The organism is Psychromonas sp. SR45-3 (assembly GCF_014163575.1).
GTDB lineage: Bacteria > Pseudomonadota > Gammaproteobacteria > Enterobacterales > Psychromonadaceae > Psychromonas > Psychromonas arctica.
Genome location: NZ_JACJDP010000021.1, coordinates 22,545 through 46,622, shown reverse-complemented (window position 1 = coordinate 46,622; position 24,078 = coordinate 22,545). Strand labels below are relative to the sequence as shown.

The 24,078-nt window shown below is 37.2% G+C and carries 23 protein-coding genes; 11 read left to right on the top strand and 12 right to left on the bottom strand.

Translation table 11 applies throughout. The features are described 5' to 3' along the window. Positions 1-11: 11 nt before the first annotated feature. The 5 genes from H5084_RS12205 to H5084_RS12185 all read right to left on the bottom strand — a co-directional run bounded on the left by H5084_RS12205 (position 12) and on the right by H5084_RS12185 (position 3,179). Positions 12-785: a spermidine synthase gene (locus H5084_RS12205; protein ID WP_182690639.1), complete on the bottom strand. Its 774-nt coding sequence runs from the start codon at positions 783-785 to the stop codon at positions 12-14. A gap of 51 nt (positions 786-836) precedes the next feature. Next, positions 837-1,082: a Rho-binding antiterminator gene (locus tag H5084_RS12200; protein ID WP_028869907.1), complete on the bottom strand. Its 246-nt coding sequence runs from the start codon at positions 1,080-1,082 to the stop codon at positions 837-839. Positions 1,083-1,095: 13 nt separating this feature from the next. Then, positions 1,096-1,563 carry a GNAT family N-acetyltransferase gene (locus H5084_RS12195; protein WP_028869906.1) on the bottom strand — a complete coding sequence of 156 codons (468 nt, stop codon included), beginning with the start codon at positions 1,561-1,563 and terminating at the stop codon, positions 1,096-1,098. A 73-nt stretch (positions 1,564-1,636) separates the two neighbouring features. After that, the gene (locus tag H5084_RS12190; RefSeq protein WP_205962987.1) at positions 1,637-2,038 is read right to left on the bottom strand and encodes a phosphate-starvation-inducible protein PsiE; all 402 of its coding nucleotides are present in this window, start codon (positions 2,036-2,038) and stop codon (positions 1,637-1,639) included. 259 nt (positions 2,039-2,297) lie between these two features. Further along, positions 2,298-3,179, bottom strand: coding sequence for a GGDEF domain-containing protein (locus tag H5084_RS12185; RefSeq protein ID WP_028869904.1), 882 nt, complete (start codon positions 3,177-3,179; stop codon positions 2,298-2,300). Positions 3,180-3,800: 621 nt separating this feature from the next. Between H5084_RS12185 and H5084_RS12180 the strand changes: the two genes are divergently transcribed. Beyond that, on the top strand, positions 3,801-4,175 hold the full coding sequence (locus H5084_RS12180; RefSeq protein ID WP_028869903.1) for a VOC family protein: 375 nt from the start codon (positions 3,801-3,803) through the stop codon (positions 4,173-4,175). 46 nt (positions 4,176-4,221) lie between these two features. Here H5084_RS12180 and H5084_RS12175 read toward each other — a convergent pair whose 3' ends face one another. Beyond that, positions 4,222-5,862 (bottom strand): bifunctional diguanylate cyclase/phosphodiesterase, encoded by a 1,641-nt coding sequence (locus H5084_RS12175; protein ID WP_037072083.1) that lies wholly within the window; start codon positions 5,860-5,862, stop codon positions 4,222-4,224. A gap of 465 nt (positions 5,863-6,327) precedes the next feature. On the opposite strand from H5084_RS12175, the gene H5084_RS12170 reads away from it, so the two are divergent. Beyond that, positions 6,328-6,963 carry a hypothetical protein gene (locus H5084_RS12170; protein ID WP_028869902.1) on the top strand — a complete coding sequence of 212 codons (636 nt, stop codon included), beginning with the start codon at positions 6,328-6,330 and terminating at the stop codon, positions 6,961-6,963. A 57-nt stretch (positions 6,964-7,020) separates the two neighbouring features. Here the strand turns inward: H5084_RS12170 and lrp are convergent, their stop codons facing one another. Next, positions 7,021-7,485 (bottom strand): leucine-responsive transcriptional regulator Lrp, encoded by a 465-nt coding sequence (gene lrp, locus H5084_RS12165; RefSeq protein WP_028869901.1) that lies wholly within the window; start codon positions 7,483-7,485, stop codon positions 7,021-7,023. Positions 7,486-7,917: 432 nt separating this feature from the next. Between lrp and ald the strand changes: the two genes are divergently transcribed. After that, positions 7,918-9,036 carry an alanine dehydrogenase gene (gene ald, locus H5084_RS12160; protein ID WP_182690638.1) on the top strand — a complete coding sequence of 373 codons (1,119 nt, stop codon included), beginning with the start codon at positions 7,918-7,920 and terminating at the stop codon, positions 9,034-9,036. Positions 9,037-9,306: 270 nt separating this feature from the next. On the opposite strand, the gene H5084_RS12155 is transcribed toward ald, so the two are convergent. Further along, on the bottom strand, positions 9,307-11,208 hold the full coding sequence (locus H5084_RS12155) for a sigma-54-dependent Fis family transcriptional regulator (RefSeq protein ID WP_182690637.1): 1,902 nt from the start codon (positions 11,206-11,208) through the stop codon (positions 9,307-9,309). A 598-nt stretch (positions 11,209-11,806) separates the two neighbouring features. On the opposite strand from H5084_RS12155, the gene H5084_RS12150 reads away from it, so the two are divergent. The 6 genes from H5084_RS12150 (at position 11,807) to H5084_RS12125 (ending at position 17,794) form a co-directional block, all read left to right on the top strand. Beyond that, positions 11,807-12,907, top strand: coding sequence for an ABC transporter ATP-binding protein (locus tag H5084_RS12150; protein WP_028869898.1), 1,101 nt, complete (start codon positions 11,807-11,809; stop codon positions 12,905-12,907). Further along, positions 12,900-14,003, top strand: a complete 1,104-nt coding sequence (locus H5084_RS12145; protein WP_182690636.1) for an ABC transporter ATP-binding protein — start codon at positions 12,900-12,902, stop codon at positions 14,001-14,003. The genes H5084_RS12150 and H5084_RS12145 overlap by 8 nt, the downstream gene beginning before the upstream one ends. Next, on the top strand, positions 13,996-14,859 hold the full coding sequence (locus H5084_RS12140; protein ID WP_028869896.1) for a carbohydrate ABC transporter permease: 864 nt from the start codon (positions 13,996-13,998) through the stop codon (positions 14,857-14,859). Before H5084_RS12145 ends, H5084_RS12140 begins: the two co-directional genes overlap by 8 nt. A 19-nt stretch (positions 14,860-14,878) precedes the next feature. Beyond that, complete coding sequence (locus H5084_RS12135) at positions 14,879-15,679, top strand: carbohydrate ABC transporter permease (protein ID WP_028869895.1); 801 nt, start codon at positions 14,879-14,881, stop codon at positions 15,677-15,679. A gap of 9 nt (positions 15,680-15,688) precedes the next feature. Beyond that, the gene (locus H5084_RS12130; RefSeq protein ID WP_182690635.1) at positions 15,689-15,961 is read left to right on the top strand and encodes a DUF2160 domain-containing protein; all 273 of its coding nucleotides are present in this window, start codon (positions 15,689-15,691) and stop codon (positions 15,959-15,961) included. A gap of 108 nt (positions 15,962-16,069) precedes the next feature. Further along, on the top strand, positions 16,070-17,794 hold the full coding sequence (locus H5084_RS12125) for an ABC transporter substrate-binding protein (RefSeq protein WP_182690634.1): 1,725 nt from the start codon (positions 16,070-16,072) through the stop codon (positions 17,792-17,794). 292 nt (positions 17,795-18,086) lie between these two features. Here H5084_RS12125 and H5084_RS12120 read toward each other — a convergent pair whose 3' ends face one another. Next, positions 18,087-18,578, bottom strand: coding sequence for a MarR family winged helix-turn-helix transcriptional regulator (locus tag H5084_RS12120; protein WP_182690633.1), 492 nt, complete (start codon positions 18,576-18,578; stop codon positions 18,087-18,089). Between the two features lie 227 nt (positions 18,579-18,805). Here H5084_RS12120 and H5084_RS12115 point away from each other — a divergent pair, with 227 nt between their 5' ends. Next, positions 18,806-19,720, top strand: a complete 915-nt coding sequence (locus H5084_RS12115) for a DMT family transporter (RefSeq protein ID WP_182690632.1) — start codon at positions 18,806-18,808, stop codon at positions 19,718-19,720. A 120-nt stretch (positions 19,721-19,840) separates the two neighbouring features. Here H5084_RS12115 and H5084_RS12110 read toward each other — a convergent pair whose 3' ends face one another. From H5084_RS12110 to H5084_RS12100, 3 genes are all read right to left on the bottom strand, one after another. Beyond that, on the bottom strand, positions 19,841-20,431 hold the full coding sequence (locus tag H5084_RS12110) for an AAA family ATPase (protein ID WP_028869887.1): 591 nt from the start codon (positions 20,429-20,431) through the stop codon (positions 19,841-19,843). 644 nt (positions 20,432-21,075) lie between these two features. Then, on the bottom strand, positions 21,076-21,348 hold the full coding sequence (gene yccX, locus H5084_RS12105; RefSeq protein WP_182690631.1) for an acylphosphatase: 273 nt from the start codon (positions 21,346-21,348) through the stop codon (positions 21,076-21,078). 166 nt (positions 21,349-21,514) lie between these two features. Beyond that, positions 21,515-22,234 carry a ZIP family metal transporter gene (locus H5084_RS12100; protein WP_182690630.1) on the bottom strand — a complete coding sequence of 240 codons (720 nt, stop codon included), beginning with the start codon at positions 22,232-22,234 and terminating at the stop codon, positions 21,515-21,517. Positions 22,235-22,676: 442 nt separating this feature from the next. On the opposite strand from H5084_RS12100, the gene H5084_RS12095 reads away from it, so the two are divergent. Then, positions 22,677-23,945 (top strand): hypothetical protein, encoded by a 1,269-nt coding sequence (locus tag H5084_RS12095; RefSeq protein ID WP_182690629.1) that lies wholly within the window; start codon positions 22,677-22,679, stop codon positions 23,943-23,945. The last annotated feature ends 133 nt before the right edge of the window (positions 23,946-24,078 follow it).

Genomic DNA, 24,078 nt, shown 5'->3' with positions numbered 1-24,078 from the left:
CGCCTATTTAATTACGATACTTCGCTATTAGGTATATAAATTACTTTATCAAGCAGACTGTCAATATCAAATAATATAGATTGAGTGAGTTCTGTTGTGTCCTTGATCAACATCGATAAATTAGGAATTTTTTGTAAGCTGCATATAAGCACAATATTGCTGTAATCAGTAAACTCAACCAAAGCTATATGAGGAAATTGCTTTTTTATTGCCGACAAAGCATTGAATAACTGCAGGTTTGTATCTGCTTGAAGATTGATCATGAGCACAGCCTGATCACAAGTTATATTCACAATTTGCTGATAGAAGTGATCAGAAAATAAAAAATATGGGCTTTTCTCTCCGATAAACAAATCACAAATAACCACATCATAGACCTCAGTAGTGTGATCTACATATTGCTCCGCTTTTTGACAAAAAACTTTTACTTCCTTCGGTAAATTAAAGTAACTTGTCGCCATGTCGATAATCGATTGTGAAGCCTCAACGGCAGTCAATGTTAAGTTGGGTATGGTAACCAATGCACGCTCTAAACCTGCTCCCCCCAATCCTAAATTTAAAATTGAAAGTGGCGGTTGTTTAAAGAGTAAAAATAGTAGTAATGACCGAGAAACTGGCGTTAAAATTTGTGTCGGTTTATGTTTGTTCATCACTGATTGTGTAGAGAAACCAGCATATTCGAACCACTTTAATTGCTCTGTTTCTTTAACTACCAATAACCCCCCATCAATCATTTTCTGTTCAACAATAAAAGAGTCTTCCATTAATAATGCTTCACTATCCATGGCAGCTTAATTCCTAGGTGAAAGTAGATAAAGGTCGAATTAACATTATCATTAAATAAAAGAAATGCAGTCCAAGTGTGGGTTATTAATGGTTACTTCAAGTGTGGCAATAGTTTCTAACACTATATGACGTTCGACATTATCAATGCTCATCTTAATGCACTCTTCCCTTTCATTATTACGCCCAGTATCCATTGCAACTCCTTCAAGCGTTTTTCCTGTTTTTAACAAAATTTTGATTGGATAATGGTACATGCACACTATTTCAATGGTGTCGTAATGCTCGCAATTTATCATGGCATTTATCCTTTTATACGGAAAGCTGTTTGTACATACTATAATTAGTCAGCGCTACACCCGCTCGAATGACTTTGTTTTCACTCTCAATTTCAAAAGCAAATTTTTCAAAAAAAGGTTTAGCGACAATCGATGCATGGACGGTTAAACGCCTTAGACCCGCTTGAACAGCAATAGTACAAACATACTGTAATAATGAAGATGCTATGCCTTGTCGTTGCAAAGCAGGTGCAACGAAGAGGCAACCAATGTATCCCTTAGAATCTAACTCAATAAATCCAGCTATTTTATTATCGATAAGCAACAGGTATGGTTTGCTGATCAGTAAGCGCTTTTGCCATTTATGATTATCAACGATACCCGCAGTCCAAGCCTTTTTTTGCGCTTGTGAGTATAGATCATCTTGTATCGCATGTACTGCGTCATGTAAGACCTCAGCGACTTCAGCAGAACGTTGCGGAGTATATTCGACTATTTTCATATATCCTCATATATCGTCATTGTTGTAACACGACATGATCGCTATATTGAACATCTCAAGTTTTGAAAGTCATTTATAAGTTTTTGTCTGTATTACCATAGGGATACTTTATATGGCCGTATCTAATGACTAATATCGCTAACACAATGATAAGAATGGATGCAGATAACCCTAGCATTCTTATTGTGTCCAAATTTTTCATATCTAAAATCATATATCTCGCTAATGCAACGACGGTGATATAGAGTGGCATACGTACAGGCAAACGTCCTGATTTTAAATATAAACTCACCATCGCAAAGACTTCTAAATAAATAAACAGAAGGAGTAAATCCGACAATGTCACCTCTCCGTTAGAAATCACTATCCAGACTTCATTCGCCATGGCAACCACGGTTAATAATGCAATAACGAATAACCCAATATGCTCGACTAAGGATAACGCTCTATATCCTGCTTTCTTAACCTTTAACACTGGAATACTCCTTGAAACGAATTGTAATAATGAAGTGGTCTATTCTATTCTTGAATTCAGCTTAGATACAACTGAATTCAATTGATAAATGCATGCCCTTATTTGTCAGATTAAGCATTACTGATTTTTGAACCTAGTAATACACTATTACTTATTTTATTGCTGATTGCTTTTATCGGAGGTGGTTGTCTATGGTTAACTTTAGTATGTGTTTCATTTTTTCTGTCGCTAATTGTTCAGTATGTAAAATATAATGAATTTACAAGCTTGCCACTCTATTTCTACCTTGTTGTTTTGCATTATATAATGCCTGATCCGCTCTATTTATGAACGTATCAATTGTATCTTCGGCTTTAAAGCTTGCGACACCAAAACTTCCCGTTATATGATTCACCGTTTTAAACTGATGATTGTCAACAGCCACTCTTAGTTTCTCTGCTAGTTTTAACGCACCATTTAAATCAGTTTCGTTACAGATAATCAAAAACTCTTCTCCTCCCCACCTACCTACAGTATCAATAACACGCGCATTATTTTTTAAAATACTAGCCATTTCAACTAGGCATTGATCACCAACAATATGTCCAAAATTGTCATTAACTTTTTTATAATGGTCGATATCAAACATAATAATACTTAGTGGGTGTGCAAAACGTTTTGATTGCTCTATTTGTAAATTAAGCACTGAATCAAGTTCCAATCTATTGATTAAATTAGTTAGTGCGTCTGTTTTCGCTAGTGTTAGCGCATTCTCTTCTAATTTTTTTTGATAAGTAATATCCGTTGAAATACCTAAAATACCGATAATGAGGTTAGGCGATGTTTCTGAATAGAGAGGTGTTTTCACTTCAAGGTAAACTTTCTTATCAGCACTATCTTCATTGATAGTAATTTCTTCTCTAGTTTCCTGACCAGACAAAACCTTCAAGTCTATTTCTCTTAACTTTTCTACTATTTCAGGGGAAAATAATTGTTGGTCTCGAATTAAATGCAAATCTTCAGCTGCGCATTTAAATAAGTCCAGAGTGTATTTATTAGCGTAAATATATTTTGATTCAGTATCTTTTATATAAACAAATGACTGCAGATTATCTAACGCAGCATGCAGCCCTCTGAGTTTATTAAGGTGATTTGATATCATGAACAATCCTTTGGCTCGTTTTTATGAATGACATATAACTGTATTTTTTGAATATGGATACTGCACTATAAGATATTAGTAAATTGACCCGATAAGGCATTAAAGAGGCAATAAGGTTTCATTCACTTAAGGACAACTGATATTTTGCTATTTAAAATTAGTTTGATATCGGTGTAGCTTTATCTCAAACACCAATATGCGGCTGTAAAACACATGACATGCAACATACGTCAGGAAAACATAACTAGAAAAGCGAGATCTACCAGTAAATATATTATTTACCTTAATTCAGTATTGCACATAACTTCTTGTTAACCGACTAGACTATGTCTAACTCTGCCCCCATGACGGCTTGCTCATTTAACTATCTCAAATAATGAAGGTTATAAAATTTATACTATAAATCGTTAATCTAAAAGGAAAATAGTCTCATATTTGGTTTTTATCTGGTAACTGCTTATTATTTCATCAAGCAGTAAATTGGCAATGATTCCTTAACTATTGATTTAAAATGACATTACACTTTGTTATCTTAATAAAGTGACACAATACTTATAGCAGTAATATAGGTAGGTAACGGTTACTTTCAAATGACTTTCATTATTAATTTAAGGAAAAAATATGCTTTCTGGTGTATGCATTGGTACCAATGACTTAGCAACTTCCGGTGCTTTTTATGATCAAGTATTAGCCACAATTGGAATGACTTGTATCGTATCTGATGAGCAAGAAAGAGGTTATGCGGGTAAAGATGGCAAAGTGACATTCTTCTTAATCTTACCGTTTAATAAACAACAGGCAACATTTGGTAATGGCACACAAGTCATGTTTTCTGCTCCAGATCCTGAGTCAGTAAGGGCTTTCCATGCGGCGGTATTAAAATGTGGTGGTAGCGATGAAGGGTTACCCGGACCACGTGATTATCACCCTGATTACTATGGCGCCTACGCGCGTGACCTTGATGGCAACAAACTGAATATATCAGTGGTTTTTTGATTCAAAAATGACCAGTAAATGTTAATAAAAGTGCGCTACAAGGCACTTAAACGCATTCACTGGCATAAATTAATGTAGGAACTTCTTCAAGGGGTACAGGTTTTGAAAAGTAATAGCCCTGTGCATAGTCACAACCTAGTTCTATCAACAGGTCTAATTGTTGTTGGGTTTCCACTCCCTCTGCGAGTACTGCTACTTTCAATATTTTACCAAGCTTGATGATATGTTTTACAAAGTTTTTATCCAATTTTGTTTGGCAGACTTTATCGATCAAGCTACGATCTAGTTTCAATTTATCAATTGATAAATAAAAATTTCGAATCAAGCTTAATGATGAATAACCTGTTCCAAAGTCATCGATGGAAATGTGCATGCCTAACGCTTTAATTTGCAACATATTAGCAGATAGCATACTCGCATTAGTGATAGAACTCGTTTCGGTTATTTCTAATTCAAGCAAGTTCGTTGGACAACCTGTTTGATCGAGAATAACTTGTATACGTTCAATAAAGGTACTCATTTCCATTGTTTTAAAGGAAACATTAATCGCAATACGTGGCACTACCATGGCGCCTATCTTCCATTTCACTGATTGCCTACAAACTTTCTCAAAAACCCAGAGATCAAATTCGAAATGCAACCCAATGTCTTCCGTAATAGCAACAAAAATATCAGGAGCAATGTACCCTAATGATTCATCATACCAACGAGACAGCGCTTCAAAACCAATCAGTTTATTCGTTTTAATATCATATTGAGGTTGGTAATGTAGCTGTATTTTATCTTGAGCTATTGCCAGCGGTAATGCATCGGTAATTAGCTTTTTATTTAATAATTCATCGGTTGGCTCTGGAGGTGCAATATAATACTTATTAATACTATATCTTCTGGCTTTTTGCTTTTCAGTTTCTGCAGCTATCTGCATGGAATGGTAACTAGTATATTCAAACCCTGGTGAACTAACTCCTATACTAAAAGACTTATTTATTTCAATGTCTGCTGAAATAGCGATGGGTTTAATTAAATCTGAGCAGAGATGTTTACAAATCAATTCTATTTTATTCATTAATCGGTGCGAGGATAAGTTGCAATGATCTTCAATTAAAATAGCAAATTTTGCATTTGAATAACGAATAACAAAGCCAAAATCTTTGGCTGATTGCTGTAATCGCTTACCTAACATCACTAAATACTGGTCACCTACGAAATAATCATAACGATAATTAATCGTCGAAAAATTATCGACTTCGATAATAATCAACACCAGCTCTTTCAAGCCGAGGTACTTGTTATTGGTTAAATAATTAATTCTAGAAGTTAATGCCCAGCCGTTAGGTAACTCAGAGATTGGATCAATTGACTTATTTTTTGCGATACAAAAATGTAATATGAAAGTATTATTACCTTGAGCAACACAGTGTAATTTAACAGCAACAACATAGTGTAAATGATTAAACATGCCTGCAGTAGCAAAGACCCCCTCTTCCGTCGCAATCGATGCCGTACATAATGTCTGCAAATTAGTAAACTCACTATTTTCTGATAGTACTAGTTTATTTTCTACAGGCATATGCTTTAGTTGCTGAGTAGTGAACCCAAATAGATCAGTAAAAGCCTCGTTACAATCCATAATAATGCCATTATGAATGCTTAACGCCGCTAATAATGTTTTCCGATTATTTGTCATACTAGAACTCACCAAATTTTTGATAATGATAGACTTTATGCTAAGCCTTTAGGTAATTTTTTATTAAGTATATCAAACAATGGCTACTAATAATGAGCAATCATCAACCTTCATTTGTCCTTATTACTTGATAATACAAAGACTTTTATGCCTGATAAATGCAGCAAAGTGTAGTCATCAAAATAAAAACTAGCAATGTCCTCGTTAAAATATAAATAGGATCGGGCGCTAGAATTAGCAAAGTCTGTGAACTAGATTCAATAAATATACTTTCCTTTTCATAAACAAACCTAACACTTTTTTAAAGCATTCTTCGATAAAATGCGAAAACTGATTAGAACCTCATCAGTAATTAATAGAACCGTATGCTATAACGTGTATCACATTTAAACAGTTATATAGTGCAGCAAAGATAACTGTTAATATCAAGTACAACCATAAAAAATAACTAAAAAAGGAATAGATATGGATGCATTTGTATCCGAGCAAATCGACAACAACACTTTAAGGTCCCATCCGTGGACTCATATGATAGAAAATAAGCAATTTATTTATATCGATTTTAAAAAAAGGCCTGATTTGATCCGTACTTCATTAGAAGATCTTATTCCTTTTAAGAAGTGGGCATTTACTGAAACGTTTTATTCGTTAATTGAATGGATAAACAGTACAAAATCCTTACTGGAAAGTAATGATTGCACATTTACTGAAGTTGAAAATAACCCCGACCAACAATATCCTTTTGCAAAAAAATGCAGTGGCCGCTTGATGATTTTATTTCGTAACTTGCCAGAAAATTGTCAACAAAAAAGTATTCAATGGTTAGTTAATAATCTATTGATCCAGATTTCAAGTATAAAACCAGGATTTAAAGCAGGCGCAATATGCGTATCAACATCACCGACTTGCTATTTATCATTAGGGGATGGTCTAGATAGTGGAGGCATGGGTTACCAAGTGACATTAAACTTCCTCGCTTATGGAAAAAATGAACGACGCTGTTATGAAAACATGCAGCAAGTATTAGAGACGGCACAAAGTAGTCTACAGCGAATCAACAAAAGCATCTTGAATGGCGACGTAGATGAACTTTATAACTAGCTAAATAAACTACCTTTTGCGTCTCTAACTATAAATGAAAGCATTTAAAAATTGACGTTAATTAGGTACATGAATTGAAGTTAAATATTTCACTTCTTCCATCACCACATAAGTTTTTGAATTTTTTATATCGGGTAATAATAGTAAAGTTTCTGTCAGAACTTTACGATACGCTGACATATCAGCGACACGGGTTTTTAATAAATAATCAAAATCGCCGGACACCAAATGGCATTCCAAAATAGAGTCAAGCTGTGTTGCGGCTTTATTAAAGCGTTCAAAAACATCTGGGCTAGATCGTTTTAATGTCAGCTCAATATAAACAAGCAATGATGAATCTAAATACTGCGGATCTAACAATGCTGTATAAGACTTGATAACACCTTGTTTTTCTAATCTTTTCACTCTTTCTAAACAAGGTGTTGCACTTAGTCCTACTTTTTGAGAAAGCTCCACATTAGAGATCCGGCCATTTTTCTGTAATTCTCGTAATATATTACGATCAACTCTATCTAGTGACATCAACCACACCTTTGTTATTAAATAGTTTTATTATCTTATTAAGAATACTTTAAAAGGATTATATTCATATATACACGTTACCATTCAAGATGCGAAGTTCAGCAAGTTGTGAGGTGAGTCGTTAGCGAGAAAAGCCATTCTACGTTGCAGCATTCGATAAGAACTAGCAATTTAAGGTGTAAAAGCTTGTTTTTACGCCTACCGATAGAGAATTAACTAAGTTAATTGCTCGAAAGGTCATCATGTCGCGCCTTGCCTTGCTGTCCGCTCTAACGACTAAATAAAGCATCTCGATTGGTAACGGGTGTAACTAATGAATAAACAAAAAATTACAGTGAATATAACTTTTTTCAATTGTTTATACTATTTCTATCAAATATTTATTTGTAACCGCCTAATAATCAACTTCATTAACATTGAAAGGAAAAAATTATGCATATCGGTGTACCTAAAGAAATCAAAAATCATGAATATCGCGTTGGTATGGTACCAGCAAGTGTGCGTGAGTTAGTACAAAATGGCCATGCTGTGACTGTTGAAAAAGGTGCAGGAAATGGAATTGGCTTCACTGACCAAGATTATATTGCAGCAGGAGCAAGCATTGAAGAGCAAGCGAGTACTATTTTTGCCAACGCAGAGATGATTGTTAAGGTGAAAGAACCTCAAGCCAGTGAGCGTGCGATGTTACGTGAAGGCCAGATTCTATTCACGTATTTACACCTAGCACCTGACCTGCCACAGACTCAGGAGTTAATTGATTCAAAAGCAGTGTGTATCGCCTATGAAACAGTCACTGATACAAAAGGCGGTTTACCCCTCTTAGCGCCGATGTCAGAAGTAGCAGGACGTATGGCGATTCAAGCTGGCGCACAATCATTAGAAAAATCAAATCAAGGTAGTGGTATGTTGTTAGGTGGAGTACCAGGCGTTGCGCCCGCGAAAGTAGTGATTATTGGTGGTGGCATGGTGGGTAATAATGCAGCTCAGATGGCAGTCGGTTTAGGTGCAGATGTGACTATTTTAGATCGTAATATTAATACATTACGTAACCTAGATATTCAATTTGGCAGCAGAGTTAAAGTGCTTTATTCAACAACAGATATACTGGAAGCTGAAGTATTAGCGGCGGACCTTGTGATTGGAGCGGTATTAATTCCAGGGGCTGCTGCACCTAAATTAGTAACACGGGAGCACATTGCTAACATGAAACCTGGCTCTGCGATTGTAGATGTTGCGATTGACCAAGGCGGTTGTTTCGAAACATCGCATGCCACCACTCATCAAGATCCTACTTTCATTGTTGACGAAGTGGTTCACTACTGTGTTGCAAACATGCCGGGTGCAGTTGCCCGTACTTCGACCTTTGCACTCAACAATGCAACATTACCTTATATCATCAAACTCGCCAACCTAGGTTATAAAGCCGCATTACAAAAAGATAAAGGCTTGCTAGAAGGATTAAATGTGATTGATGGGAAAATAACCTGTGAAAGTGTCGCAGTTGCACACAACCTTGCTTATGTTACTGCAGCATCAGCCCTTGCAAGTTGAACTATTGAACTATTGAACTATGTTATGTAGCTGAGCTGTTGATGTAAGGAAAGTATTTAACATTATCACTTAAGAACCTCTTTGCTATAGATAAGCATCGAGGTTTTTTAAGTATTGGGGTTGATAACCGTGGGATAGATAAAAACCCTTGTAAATAATACTCAGTTTATAGCCGCCATTATCACAATAACCTTGCAGTCTTCCAGTTACAAATGTAAGGGAAATCACCGTTATCTCCATAAATAACCTTTTACTTATTGTAAGCTAAGGTTATTTATAACCGCAGTCTCGTAAACGTTTATAAACGGTATTTCGACTGACCCCTAATTCTAATGCTGTTTTAGATATGTTACAGCTTAAAGACTGATATAAGTTAACAATATTCATATCATCCGCATCAAGTTTAATAGTGTTTTCAGACTCTTCTATGCTTGGATTTTTTTCTGGCATCAACGCCGTTACATTATCATTGAGTTGATCTTCCATATCGGCAAAAAAATCATCGGGTAAATATTGTAAATCAATCGCTTCATCCTCTGACATAGCTTGTGCAATTTGAATCACACTCACTAGTTGTCTGATGTTACCTGGCCAAGGATGTTGGCAGAATCGTTGCATTGTACGCTCAGTGATCAGTGCTTGTTTTTTGTTTTCAGCATAATAATTTAATAAAAACTGGATCAGTGCACGACGGTCAGTACGATCACGTAATGCCGGTAATTCAATATTTAATCCACTCACTCGATAATACAAATCTTGTCGGAAGGTACCCGCTTTTACGGCTTCTTTTAAGTTACAGTTAGTTGCAGAAACCAATTTAAAATCAACAGGGTAAGATTCAGTACTCCCTAATGGATTGACTCTTCTTTCTTGTAAAACTCTTAATAGACGCGCTTGAACATTGAGCGGCATATCACCGATTTCATCCAAGAATAAAGTGCCTTTATCCGCCTTACGTATCAGCCCAATATAACCTTTACTGTTTGACCCAGTAAAGGCGCCCTTTTCATAACCAAATAATTCTGACTCCACTAAGTCCTGTGGAATAGAAGCACAATTTACCGTGATCATATTATGTTTATGGCGTTGGCTAGAATAATGTAACGCTTTCACAAACACTTCTTTACCTACTCCCGTTTCGCCACGAATTAAAATAGGGATATCTTTATCAACAATTTTTTTACTTTGTAAAATAGCCTTGGCTAACGTCGGGTCACCTAAATTAAGCTCATCCAACGTAAACTTATGCTGTTCGGAAACATGTAATTTTTGATGGTCTGGCGCTAAACTCCTAAAGTCTAAAATACGTGGTGCTGTTTGCTGAGGTTTATGTAAAACCCCATGCATTCGATAATTATTGTTAGTCATCAATGGTACTTGAAAATCTTCTGGTTGATTTAATAATTGGCTGATATTGACTTCGAAAATATCCGTAATATTCACCAATTTTAAATCACTACAAAGTATCAGTTCAGCACGACGATTTGCCGAAATGATCAGACCTGTTTCATCGAATACGATCAACGCTGACCATTGACTATCAATGTTTTCAGAACTTGTATTTATGCGCAAAATATAATGATTATTTTTAAAGTGCGATATGATCAACTGATTTTCTATCGCTTGTGACATTATTTTCACCATACCTAAGGTATGCCATTCTGGTAAATAAGTATCACTTGAAATATCAATGACCCCAAGCATTTGTCTATCTACACCATAAATAGGTGCTGCTGAGCCTGTCATAAATCGATTCGCAATTAAAAAGTGTTCATCATGATTAATTTGTACAATACTACCTGTCTCTATCGCAGTACCAATTGCATTGGTACCTAACGACAACTCTTGCCAATTAGCACCCGGCGTAAATAACGCTTTATGCTGTGGTTTAAAACGTTGCTCGCCCCAGCTTTTTATCACACAGCCTTGACCATCAGCTAGCATCACTTGGCTATTACTATTCGCCAGCAAATTTTCGTAAAACGGCAATACTTCATAGTGCGTGGTTTCAAGTAGTTGATGGTGCTGTTCAAGTGAAGAAGACAATTCACCTCGGTCTAAGTGTTCGATGTCTGGGCTTGAATGATGTGACAGACCTGACTCACGGCAACGTTGCCACGAGTTTGAAATGAGTTCTTCATGTTCAATAAATTCAGGTGCTGTTCGAGTCATGATATTCCCTTTTGAATGAAACTAAATGGTATACCCGTATAGAAGAAAAAATATAGGCGATGAAATTTTCAGGAAGCACAGTATGATTAGAATCTTTTAACAAAGACAGATTATCGATCACAAAAATATAACAAATAAGGGAGTAAAACTAAGTTCTGCGATGGCTGACGTTATTCTATCAATGCGTAATTTTTTTATTTAATGCTCATAAAAACAGATGAAAAATAAATTAATAACAATAAAAACAAACACATAAATTATTTTATTTTATAACGTAATGCTTATCAGCAACATTGATTACCTTTTATCAATGATGCGACAAGTTTGACCATTAAACACAATATTGAAATTAAACGACTCAGATCACTCATTTCCGTTAACAATTTGTTCACATAGTTAACAACTCGCTCATTTTATTAAAAATTGAACACTTTCACCGCTCCCCCAAAAAACAAAATAAAATAATTAATATCAACAACTTATCGACAAATTGTTTTTTGGCATGGATTTCGCTATACCCACTGATATGTTAATCAAATAGTGAAATTTAACGGTACCTTGTTTTATTTCGTTGTAACTAAATGGAGATTATCGCGCTATGTCCCTGACATTGGAAAATGTGACACAGATTGTAGATGGCCAGTATTACATTAATAAAGCCAACCTGACCTTTGAGCCAGGTTCCTTTAATGTATTACTAGGACGAACTTTATCTGGTAAAACAAGCTTAATGCGTTTGATGGCGGGGTTAGAAAAACCGACATCTGGTCGCGTTCTCATGCACGGTATTGATATGACGGGTGTATCAGTGCAAAAACGAAATATCTCGATGGTTTATCAACAATTCATTAATTACCCGAATATGAGTGTATACGACAATATTGCATCCCCATTACGCTTAGCCAAAGCATCAGAAAAAACTATCAAAGAGAAAGTAATGGAAATAGCTGAAATGCTACGTATCACCCCCTTCTTATCACGTTTGCCATTAGAGCTTTCAGGTGGACAACAACAGAGAACGGCGATGGCGCGTGCTTTAATCAAAGACGCAGATCTTATTTTATTTGATGAGCCCTTAGTAAATTTAGATTATAAATTGCGTGAAGAATTACGTATTGAAATGCGTGAATTATTTGCCCAAAGAAACACTATTGCGGTGTATGCAACCACGGAACCTAATGAAGCATTAGCGTTAGGCGGCACCACTACGATTTTGCACGAAGGTCAGATTATTCAAACAGGGCCAACAGCAGAAACTTATCATTCACCTTGTAACGTGATTGCGGCGACTTTATTCAACGAACCCCCTATCAATATGATCAAAGGACATATTACTGAAAATGAAGTGACCTTTGATAACACTATTCATTTCCCATTAACCTCTGAGTTGAATACTTTATCAGCAGGTGAATATCAATTTGGTATACGCCCAAGTCATTTAAGCTTACTGCCAAAAAATGATGATGACTTAGAAATTTCAGTACAGGTGGAAGTGGCAGAGATCAGTGGTTCAGAAACCTTTTTACATGTTCGAAATGCACACTTCCAAATGGTATTGCATTTATCCGGCGTTCATAGCTATCACGTAGATGAAAAAATAAAAATCTACGTCCCTACCCACAAACTGAATGTGTTTGAAAAGGATGGAAAATTAATCCAAGCATCTAGTCGCAGAATAGAGGATCACTTCCATGGCTGAAATTCATTTGAAATCACTAGCGCATAGCTATGATACCACCGCCAATCCCCCTGAATATGCTATTCGACAGATGGATCATATTTGGCATGACGGCGGTGCCTTTGCGTTATTAGGTCCATCAGGTTGTGGTAAATCGACATTATTAAATATCATTTCAGGTTTGTTAAAACCCTCCGAAGGCGATGTTTTATTTGATGGGGTGCGTGTCAATGATATCCCACCACAGGATCGTAATATCGCGCAGGTTTTCCAGTTCCCCGTCGTCTATGACACCATGAGTGTATTTGATAATTTAGCGTTTCCACTACGAAACATGGGTGCAGGAGTCGCCAAAATAAACTCTAAAGTCACAGAGATAGCAGCGATTCTTGAACTGACAGACGTGCTAAATAAAAAAGCAGCGAACCTTACCGCAGATGAGAAACAAAAGGTATCCATGGGACGAGGTTTAGTGCGAGACGATGTTTCAGCTATCTTATTTGATGAACCGTTAACGGTTATCGATCCACAATTAAAGTGGAAATTGAGACGTAAATTAAAACAAATCCATGAAAGGTTCAAAACGACCATGGTTTACGTTACCCATGACCAATTAGAAGCATCAACCTTTGCCGATAAAATTGCACTCATGTACGGCGGTCAAGTAGTTCAATTCGGTACCCCACGTGAATTATTTGAACAACCTAATCATACCTTTGTAGGTTACTTCATCGGCAGTCCCGGCATGAACTTTCTTGAAGTAAAACGTTGTAAAGAAGGCGTTTGTTTTGGTGATATCGCCTTCCCACTCAGTGCTGCTGAGAAAAAAGCACTACAGCACTCTACCTCAAATAACCTCAAGCTAGGTATTAGGCCCGAGTTTGTACATGTTTGGGACAAACCCAATTCACAAGCACAACAAGCAAACGTTGAGTTTGTTGAGGATTTGGGAACTTATAAAATTGTCAGTTTAACCCTTGGTGGTGTTTCCATTAAAGCGCGCTTACAAGAGGATCAAAAAATACCTCTTCAAAGTGCTTATATTAGTTTTCCAGAACAATGGTTAATGCTGTATATCGACGAATTTCTTGTTGAAAAGGAGAATGACGATGAATAAACCCCATTCTAATAAAGCATGGTTCCTCGTATTACCAGTATTTATATTGGTAGCTTTCAGCGCCATTGTGCCTTTAATGACGGTAGTGAATTATTCGTTACAGGATATTTTCGATGTAAGCACTCGCTATTTTGTTGGCACTGAGTGGTATCGAGAAATACTTAATGACTCACGTCTACAAGACTCATTAGTGAGACAGTTTATATTCTCAGGTTCTGTGTTACTGATTGAGATTCCGTTAGGTATTGGTGTCGCGTTGATGATGCCTAAGTCAGGCAAGTGGTCAGTGATCAGTTTATTGGTACTTGCCCTTCCCTTGTTAGTTCCATTGAATGTAGTGGGTACTATTTGGCAAATATTCGGACGTGCAGATATTGGGTTGTTTGGCTGGGCTTTAAATGCGATTGGCATTGATTACAACTATGCAGCAAACCCTATTGATGCTTGGTTAACCGTCTTATTAATGGATGTTTGGCATTGGACATCACTGGTCGCACTGTTGTCTTTTTCTGGGTTACGTGCAATTCCCGATGCTTATTATCAAGCAGCGAGTATTGATAGAGCATCGGCATGGGCTGTGTTTAGGTATATCCAGCTACCCAAACTCAAAAGTGTATTGCTGATAGGCGTGTTATTACGCTTTATGGATAGCTTTATGATTTACACCGAACCTTTTGTATTAACCGGTGGCGGTCCAGGTAATTCAACAACCTTCTTAAGCCAAGCGCTCACCAAAATGGCAGTAGGACAATTTGATATTGGCCCAGCGGGTGCATTCTCTATCATTTACTTCTTGATCATATTGTTAGTGAGTTGGTTGTTCTACACCGCCATGACTCATAGCGACAACAAATAATCAGCATAAGGATGGATTTATGAATAAGAAAAAAACAATTGGCCTTAGCGTGTATATTTTGTTTCTGCTATTGCCACTTTATTGGCTGTTAATGATGTCATTTAAAAGCAACCAAGAGATATTAGGCACCCTAACTTTTTGGCCAAATGATTTCACGTTTGCTAACTACATGACCATTTTTACTGATGCTAGCTGGTATATGGGGTATATCAACTCCATTTATTACGTATCGTTGAATATGGTGATCACACTATTGGTCGCGTTACCTGCAGCTTATGCTTTCTCACGTTTTCGCTTTATTGGTGATAAACACCTGTTCTTTTGGTTATTAACGAATCGAATGTCACCACCAGCAGTATTTTTATTACCATTCTTCCAGCTTTATTCATCGGTGGGTTTATTTGATACCCATATCGGGGTTGCTCTAGCGCATTGTTTATTTAACGTGCCACTCGCGGTATGGATCTTAGAGGGTTTCATGTCTGGCGTTCCACGTGAAATTGACGAAACCGCGTATATCGATGGTTACAGTTTTCCAAAGTTTTTTACCAAAATATTTATCCCGTTAATTAGTTCAGGTATCGGTGTAACAGCTTTCTTCTGCTTCATGTTTAGTTGGGTGGAATTATTGCTAGCCAGAACACTTACGTCAGTCAGCGCGAAACCAATTGCGGCGGTAATGACCAGAACGGTTAGTGCATCGGGTATTGATTGGGGAGTACTCGCCGCAGCTGGGGTGCTCACTATTTTACCGGGTGTATTAGTTATTTGGTTTGTTAGAAATCACGTGGCGAAGGGCTTTGCTCTTGGCCGTGTATAGGAGAACGATATGAGTTGGATGGCTTGGACAACACCGTCAGCATTATTCTTTATTGGGATTGCATGCATCCTGATTGGGATGACTTATTGGGAAATCGTTAGCCCTTGTGTCGCAAGGAAAGGATTTTTCCCAATGGAAACAACACGTGGCGACAGACTGTTTATCAGTTTATTAAGCGCTGCATTTATTCATTTAGGGTTTATCGGGTTCACAGAATTCACTATCTGGTTGCCCTTTACAGTAGCCATTATTTGGTTGCTCATTGTGATGAGATGGGGGTGACATGGCAAGGAGAGTACCTTAGGCCTTACGAAAAGGATGTTTTATGGCACTGTTAGGTGCCTCATTAAATAGACGATAAGCACTTTAATTAATAAAAGGACTCAGAGAATGTTTGATAACAAGAAATCAGTATTTAAACTTGGCCGCTTAAGCGTTGCTATCATGATAGCAGGATGCAGTAGCTTGGCACTAGCAGATCAATACAGCGATTCTGCAAGCAATTGGATCAGCTCAGAATTTACGCCATCAACATTAACTAACAAACAACAAATGGATGAGATGAGCTGGTTTACTGAAGCAGCAAAACCTTTCCGTGGTATGGAAATTAATGTTGCTTCAGAAACCCTAACCACACATGAGTATGAATCTAAAAAGCTAGCACAAGCGTTTTATGAAATTACTGGTATCAAAGTAAACCATGATTTAATTCAAGAAGGCGATGTCGTCGAAAAGCTACAGACCCAGATGCAATCAGGGCGTAATATCTACGATGCTTATGTTAATGATTCAGACCTAATTGGTACGCATTTCCGCTATGGTAAAGTTGTTCCTATTAGCGACTTTATGAAAGGTGAAGGCAAAGCAGTTACATCACCAACGTTGGATATAGAAGATTTTATTGGCTTAAGCTTTACTTCCGGTCCCGATGGAAAAATCTACCAATTACCGACTCAACAGTTTGCTAACCTATATTGGTTCCGTGCCGATTGGTTTGAACGTCCAGATCTTAAGAAAAGATTTAAAAGTGAATACGGTTACGAGTTAGGTGTACCATTAAACTGGTCAGCTTATGAAGATATTGCTGAATTCTTCTCTGAAAAAGTGAAAGAAATTGACGGCAAACGAATCTATGGCCACATGGACTACGGTAAAAAAGATCCTTCTTTAGGCTGGCGTTTCACTGATTCATGGTTATCAATGGCTGGCGCCGGCGATAAAGGATTACCAAATGGTATTCCTGTTGATGAATGGGGTATTCGTGTAGAGGGATGTAATCCTGTTGGGTCAAGCGTTTCACGTGGTGGTGCAACCAATGGCCCAGCGGCCGTTTACGCAACCACAAAATACGTAGAATGGTTGAAAAAATATGCGCCACCAGAAGCTGCAGGTATGACGTTCGGCGAGTCAGGCCCTGTTCCTGCACAAGGTAGTATTGCACAACAGATATTCTGGTACACCGCCTTTACTGCTGACATGGTTAAACCAGGTTTACCTGTAGTGAATGAAGATGGTACGCCTAAATGGCGTATGGCCCCTTCTCCGCGTGGTCCTTACTGGGAAGAAGGTATGAAGCTAGGTTATCAAGATGCGGGTGCTTGGACATTCTTAAATTCAACACCGGTTGATAGACGTAAAGCTGCATGGTTATATGCACAATTTGTAACGTCTAAAACCGTCTCGCTGAAGAAAACATTAGTGGGCTTAACCCCAATTCGTGAGTCAGATATTAACTCACAAGCAATGACAGATGCAGCGCCAAAACTAGGTGGTTTAGTTGAGTTCTATCGTAGCCAAGCACGTTTACAGTGGACACCAACAGGGACTAACGTGCCAGACTACCCTAAACTTGCACAGCTATGGTGGCAATATGTTGCTGAAGCAGCAAGTGGTGAAAAAACGGCACAAGAAGCTATGGACGGTTTAGCTAAAGCGCAAGATAAAGTGATGGCACGTTTAGAGCGAAGTAAAGCACAAGGTGAATGTGGCCCGGTTTTAAATCCTGAAAAAGATGCGTCTTACTGGTTGGATCAACCAGGCTCACCTAAAGCTAAATTACCGAATGAGAAACCACCAGGTAAAACCATTGCTTATAAAGATTTGATCGCAGGTTAAATCAAAAGGCAGTAAATGCTAATGTTAGTATCGGGTAATTTAAGTTAATCTAATTTAAGCTAGATAGCCCAATAAAAACAGCGTATTACAACACAAACCGCTCTCTAGGAGCGGTTTTTTTATGGATTAGTCACCACCTGCCGATCAAACCTGGGTAATTGGAACTTAATAATAGAAATCTAACCTATGAACATCAACGTTAACTTGCAATAGAGTACAACTATAGTGAAAAACGCACTTAATATACTTTTATACTGATTACCCTATAGATACAGAAATATCCAAGGTTAAACTAGAGCTCTGCTTCGAACTGCGCTAGCCATGTGGCTAAGTCACTGTTAAGTAACTGTTTATCTTCAGTAGTTAATGATGTCGTTAGTTCATCTAACACGGTTACATGTACTTCAATCGCTTGATCAATTAACGCTCGACCTTGTACAGTTAATGCGACGGTGACACTGCGTCTATCTTCTTCACTATGGCAACGGTCGATCAACCCTTTGTCTGCGAGTTTATCTAGGCGATTGGTCATCGCGCCAGAAGTTAATAATAAAGCACTGGTTAATTCTGATGGTGTTAAACAAGCGTTATTCGCCGAACGTCTTAAGGCAGCTAACACATCAAACTCACCCAAAGTTAAAGCAAAACTTTTATGGCATTGTGTGATGCGCGTTTCAAGATGTTTACTAATCCGTAACAAGCGTCCAACTAATGCCATTGCAGTGGTATCTAATTGTGGTTTTTCTTTTTGCCATTGCTCAACCACAAGATCTAATTTATCCAAGAAAGCCTCTTTTATTGCGAATGCTAATACAGCTGCATTTATATTGATGACTGGTTTTAACACCACTTTAAAGGTTAGTTTGCCATTGGAATATACCTTAATGCAAAGATACTTTACAAGAAGTAAAAACAAGTGCAAAATCCGCTTCCCTTTACGTAAAGATACTTTACGGAAAAATAATGATTGAGCCGATGAATTTCATTAGCTTGAAGAAAAGAGATACAAACATGAATATAATATTAGCCATGGTCGCTGCCTTTTTTTGGGGTACAACCTACGCAGTCACTCAATATAGCCTTGATGGTTGGCCCCCTTTATTATTAGGGGCCATTCGCGCTTTACCAGCAGGGTTACTTTTATTGCTTATTAAACCTAGTTTACCTAAAGGCAAAGATTGGGTGGTATTGTTGCGTTTAGGTGCGATTAATATTGCATTATTTTTTGGCCTGCTATTTATCATGGCACAAACCTTACCGTCGGCTATCTCCGCAATGGGAATGGTTTATGTACCCGTTTTTGCAATGTGCTTTCACTGGCTTGTTAACAAGAAAAAGCCCGCTAAATTACAGCTCATATCAGGTGCATTATTAATCGTATTAGCTTGGCAATTGTTTGACCCACAAAAAGTACAACTCAACGGTGTCGGCTTAGTCGCAATGCTCTTCGCCATCGGGTGTATCGTGATAGGAAGTAACTTGACACAATCACTTAGCAACCGCATTCATTGGTGGACAGTATTAACTTGGCAACTTATTTTAGGTGGTAGTTTACTGGCTATATTAGCAGCGCTACAAGCAACCGTTTATCCCGCACAATATAGTAATGCAATTGGAAACGTCAGCGCCATAAATACGATCGGCTTAATATGGTTAGTGATACTTAATACCGCATTAGCTTATTCTTTATATGTTTGGTTATTAAGCCGTATGACAGTGGTTGAATTTACTTTTGCAGGTGTTACTAATCCGATTGCGGGTATATTAATGGGATTATTGTTAATGGGAGAATCTTTTAGCCTACACCAATATTCTCTGATGGCAGCGATCATTTTAACGTCTCTACTGTCCCCTTTATTTGCCAAATATAAACATAGAAAAACACTTAAAAGAGTCGAAGAGCCCTCTTTATCAACGGCAAAATAAACACAGTAAACGATCTAGTTTACTGGCTAAATCTTATGCACTAACTTATGGTGATAGCTATTATGATAACTATTGTAATAGCTATGTTGACAGTGATGCATAAGATTTAATCAAACGCGCTTATTTTTTGGCTTCTAAAACAGATAGTATCTGCTGTAAAGATTGACGGTATTCTTGGTCATTTGAATTACGAAACAATAATAAGTCATCTATAACATCAGGATTATCAATACATTCTGGAATCGAAAAATCAACACCTTTTATGTATTCATCCCAGTTTTCTAGCTTCCAAGTATCTCTTGGTGAATTTCTTTCAATCATACGGTTTTTCACCACATCAATATCTGTGATCACCCATACCACGGTCAATCTTGCATCTTTTTTAGCAAGCTGCGTTTTTAAATTATCAACAAAAGCAGTGTCTCTGATTTCACGAGTAAAAGGAGCATTAATTAAGACAATATCATCATATTCCAATGCTTCCATCGCCAGAGCTAAAACTGCGTCATACTCATAGTTACGAATATGTTCTTCAAAAAATTCTGAACTTCGATTCACTTCCGCGTTAGCGACTTTAAAAATCTGATGTGAAAGCACAATAAGCGTATCTTTATCTAAATACACAACATGCTTTAGCTCTTTAGCTAGCTGCTTAGATATATATGTTTTTCCACTGGCTGGTGGCGATGTAACAAGGATCAATCTTTTCATTGTGCTTCCTCAGTTGAATATTAAGATAACCTAATATATACCCAACTCGTTGTAAATAGTGATTCTTTTTTTGTAAAAAATACGAATAATCAAACGATTTGCGTTCAATAATCAACTACCACAAACCCTTTTAAAATACGCTCAAAGTCAGTTTTGTGGAAAGCACTTGTTAAAAAATTAAAAAATAAATTTGCTAAAGTAGGTCGATATTAAAGTGATGAACGAAGTTAAAATGGTTAATCGCCTTTAAACAGCTAAGACAATCATCATTGTTAATGGCAACATCAATTTGAGTAAATGATTCAATTTGTCGGCGAAATAACTAAATGATGGATAAGTTCAGGGAACTGGTTCAAATCTCAAAAAAGTACAAAACAGTTTAACGACTATTTTGGGGACTATGCAGCTACTTTTGTAAATTTCTATATACTTTAAATTATCTTGTCAGTACATATTCTCTGTAATTTTTTTGCATTGAAGTACGCAAAACCACCTTCACCGAAAAACATAAAAATTAAATTATTAGAATTAAATTAATGATATAAAGTGATTTTTGCAGCTATTCTTCGCAGCTGAGGCTACATAAGGAGAGACAATTATAAAGTAGCCAAAAATTCGCTATCAAAAAAACTTAACGCTGCTTTCTAACAAGCAAGAAAATTAGTTGTTTTTTGATAAGGTACATCGCTCACAACAATACCACTAACTCGCGCTGTTTTAGGACCGGTTTTAAGCCATTCCACCATTTTATCTATTTTTTCGGGCGTCCCATACATCAGCACTTCGACATCACCATTAGGTAAATTTTTTGCATGTCCCATCAAGTTATAAAGACGGGCTTCCATGCTGGTAAAATAACGAAAACCTACTCCCTGTACAATCCCAGAAACAATCGCTTTACATCCAACTTTGTCCATTTTAATTCTCCCTTTAACGCTTATTGTTCGTATATAAGCATAAACATCTTCGATAATATAAACTTAGCCACAACACACATTTGTTTTAATAACTTCCAATCCGCGTTTGTGTATCATCACATTGCAAGTCAATAACGCTTAAAAGACACAATATTATCTACCGTTATCAATTGCCAGAAGTCACCATTAACCCGAATATACCCAATACAAAACCTAACACTGCGCCAATCGGTGGAGCCCAATGTCTTTCTAATTTAACTTGTGGTGCAAGATCTTGAAATATAGAGTACAAAATACCACCGGAAGCAAATAACATAATGGCAGAAACCGCCTTTGGATACTCAGATAACCATAGGAACCCTGACACCCCTGCAACGGGTCCGAGCATCGCCATTAAACAAAACATCAGAATGATTTTTTTAGGTTTATAAGTGGCGCTTGAATTTAACTCTCGATAGGCGCTAAAACCTTCCGGTAAGTTCTGTAAAGCAATCAATGCGGCTAATAAATAGGCATTACTGTTGCCTATTGCAAAGGCAGCACCAAGGGCAATCGACTCGGGAATAAAATCCGATAGCATGGCCGCAAGCTGACTGGCTGGCGTATTAATTTTCTTAAGGTAGATATCCAACCCCATAAAGCTCAGCCCCCCCATAACAAACCAAATACAGGCCGATATAGGGCTAAAATTAGCGATGCCTTCCGGAACTAATACTAACGCTACAGCAGATAATAGTGCCCCGCCCCCAAAGGCCATCACGCTATGTCTAAACTCTTCTTCAATCCATTGGTTTTTTATGTTTTCAACACAAGCAATAACAGCACCAAGTGCCATCGCCAAGCCAGCGAGTAATGTAGAAATGATAACAACCAGCAACAGATCCATCGTTTATCCTCGATAAAGGTTAAGTAGTAGCAAGCATATTAAGTAAGAGAGCTAAGTTTTGCTTTGCATAGACAGAATGGCTTAGTTTACACCGTAAGTTGAGTAGATAGTTGATCCCTTTTACACAACTTACGACGAAGCAATAGGTCATTTTAATAATTAAAACACTTAGCTTAATTGGCGTAATTGATATAACCACCTTAATTTACCTTAAGCTGGTTTTCCATCCACTTATCATTGCGACAGACATAACAATAGGTTAATCATGTCTTTATTCGTTGATTCTACACTTTACATTAACATTAACATTCAACGCCTAATGTAGAATCATAGGCGACAAATAATATTCAATTAAGTTCAAATGTTGGAGCATTTGTATCATTACACTGCAGAGCTGATACAATTGAGATTATTATCATTATCGCCTAATATGGATCTTTAAATGAAAAAAGCATTACTCTCAGTAACACTTCTGGCTACAACAATCTCTGTAACTGCACAAGAAACAAGCAACAGTTTTATGGACGGCATCAATAATGCTGGCCTTGGCAATTTCTCTGGCCAAATTCAATCTTTAACAATGTCCCGTGATAAAAACAAATATGCCACTGGTGATGAAAGAGGCGATACTTCAACCCTTGCTTTCACATTAAATTATTTATCGCCTGAATACACTGGTTTTACAGTCGGTGCGCAATGGGTTAGTTCTTTTACATTATGGGAACATAACCCAAATGTACCAATCAATGATGATTTCAATACACTCAACAAAGCCTATATTAATTGGAATATGAGCGCATATGATTTAAATAAGTCAAATCTGAAATTGGGTCGTTTTGCTATTGATACTTTATTAATGCCAGATATTGCACCACGTCAAAAATCACAGTCAATGGAAGGGATTGTATTTGAAAGCGAAGATATCAAAGATACAAAACTAGTAGCCGGTTGGATTTATAAATACAGCTCATGGTCAACGTTTACTTTTGAAGACTCAGCTGCATTTAACTACGAGTTTACTGATGTCAGTGATGTTGCAGGCAAAGACTATTCCACAGCGGGGACTTTCTTTGTAGATTACACCTACTCTGGTATTAACAAACTAAATATCAATGTGTCAGATTACCTCTCTGAAGATATTTTTAATACTGTATTAGCTGATGTTAAATGGGAAGTGGTTGATGGCACCAAATGGCGTAACGTTTGGGCGCATCAAGACTCTGTGGGTCAAGGTAACGGTTCATACGGTAATAATGGTGATCTATCAGCAGATTTCATTGAAACTTCTGTTATTTTTGAAGGTAAAGATGGCGCCTATGTTCGTCCTGGTATCTGGTTAATTCCGGGCTCCGCAGGTGGTGATAATGAACATACTTTCCAAGATCTTTTCCAATCTAACTTAACCCCAACTTTCCCACTAATGGCAAATCCATATGGTTTCCTTGCGGGCACAACGGGTTATTTTGTTGAAGGATTCAGTACACTTACTAAAAAAGATTGGTTATGGGCAATGGCTGCTTATACCGATGTTGATAACAGTGCTGATACAGATGATTACGATGCCTTAGAATTAAATGTGATTTACGGTCGTCAACTCGCCAAAAACTTCAGTACATCTGTGAAACTTGGTTATGCTTGGTTAGATGATAAAATAGGTTCAGATGACACTCAAGCTTGGGATGCTCGTCTTTTCTTAACTTACCAATTCTAATTATTTGGTGGCTTTAAACACGCGTGAATTCAATTCAGCAGTGAAATCGTTTAAAGTCACCTATTTCATCAGTAAAATATAATTAGCTTTTAAAATGTAAAACATACATTGAATAGCATCGTTAATAGCATCA

Bases quoted from the DNA above. Each gene is read 5' to 3' on its own strand.
- yccX (WP_182690631.1), bottom strand. From the start codon at position 21,348: ATGGACAAAGTTGGATGTAAAGCGATTGTTTCTGGGATTGTACAGGGA.
- H5084_RS12095 (WP_182690629.1), top strand. From the start codon at position 22,677: ATGAAAAAAGCATTACTCTCAGTAACACTTCTGGCTACAACAATCTCT.
- lrp (WP_028869901.1), bottom strand. From the start codon at position 7,485: ATGTCACTAGATAGAGTTGATCGTAATATATTACGAGAATTACAGAAA.
- H5084_RS12135 (WP_028869895.1), top strand. From the start codon at position 14,879: ATGAATAAGAAAAAAACAATTGGCCTTAGCGTGTATATTTTGTTTCTG.
- H5084_RS12155 (WP_182690637.1), bottom strand. From the start codon at position 11,208: ATGACTCGAACAGCACCTGAATTTATTGAACATGAAGAACTCATTTCA.
- H5084_RS12195 (WP_028869906.1), bottom strand. From the start codon at position 1,563: ATGAAAATAGTCGAATATACTCCGCAACGTTCTGCTGAAGTCGCTGAG.
- H5084_RS12150 (WP_028869898.1), top strand. From the start codon at position 11,807: ATGTCCCTGACATTGGAAAATGTGACACAGATTGTAGATGGCCAGTAT.
- H5084_RS12180 (WP_028869903.1), top strand. From the start codon at position 3,801: ATGCTTTCTGGTGTATGCATTGGTACCAATGACTTAGCAACTTCCGGT.
- H5084_RS12185 (WP_028869904.1), bottom strand. From the start codon at position 3,179: ATGATATCAAATCACCTTAATAAACTCAGAGGGCTGCATGCTGCGTTA.
- H5084_RS12140 (WP_028869896.1), top strand. From the start codon at position 13,996: ATGAATAAACCCCATTCTAATAAAGCATGGTTCCTCGTATTACCAGTA.
- H5084_RS12115 (WP_182690632.1), top strand. From the start codon at position 18,806: ATGAATATAATATTAGCCATGGTCGCTGCCTTTTTTTGGGGTACAACC.
- H5084_RS12110 (WP_028869887.1), bottom strand. From the start codon at position 20,431: ATGAAAAGATTGATCCTTGTTACATCGCCACCAGCCAGTGGAAAAACA.
- H5084_RS12100 (WP_182690630.1), bottom strand. From the start codon at position 22,234: ATGGATCTGTTGCTGGTTGTTATCATTTCTACATTACTCGCTGGCTTG.
- H5084_RS12175 (WP_037072083.1), bottom strand. From the start codon at position 5,862: ATGACAAATAATCGGAAAACATTATTAGCGGCGTTAAGCATTCATAAT.
- H5084_RS12170 (WP_028869902.1), top strand. From the start codon at position 6,328: ATGGATGCATTTGTATCCGAGCAAATCGACAACAACACTTTAAGGTCC.
- H5084_RS12145 (WP_182690636.1), top strand. From the start codon at position 12,900: ATGGCTGAAATTCATTTGAAATCACTAGCGCATAGCTATGATACCACC.
- H5084_RS12130 (WP_182690635.1), top strand. From the start codon at position 15,689: ATGAGTTGGATGGCTTGGACAACACCGTCAGCATTATTCTTTATTGGG.
- H5084_RS12205 (WP_182690639.1), bottom strand. From the start codon at position 785: ATGGATAGTGAAGCATTATTAATGGAAGACTCTTTTATTGTTGAACAG.
- ald (WP_182690638.1), top strand. From the start codon at position 7,918: ATGCATATCGGTGTACCTAAAGAAATCAAAAATCATGAATATCGCGTT.
- H5084_RS12200 (WP_028869907.1), bottom strand. From the start codon at position 1,082: ATGATAAATTGCGAGCATTACGACACCATTGAAATAGTGTGCATGTAC.
- H5084_RS12125 (WP_182690634.1), top strand. From the start codon at position 16,070: ATGTTTGATAACAAGAAATCAGTATTTAAACTTGGCCGCTTAAGCGTT.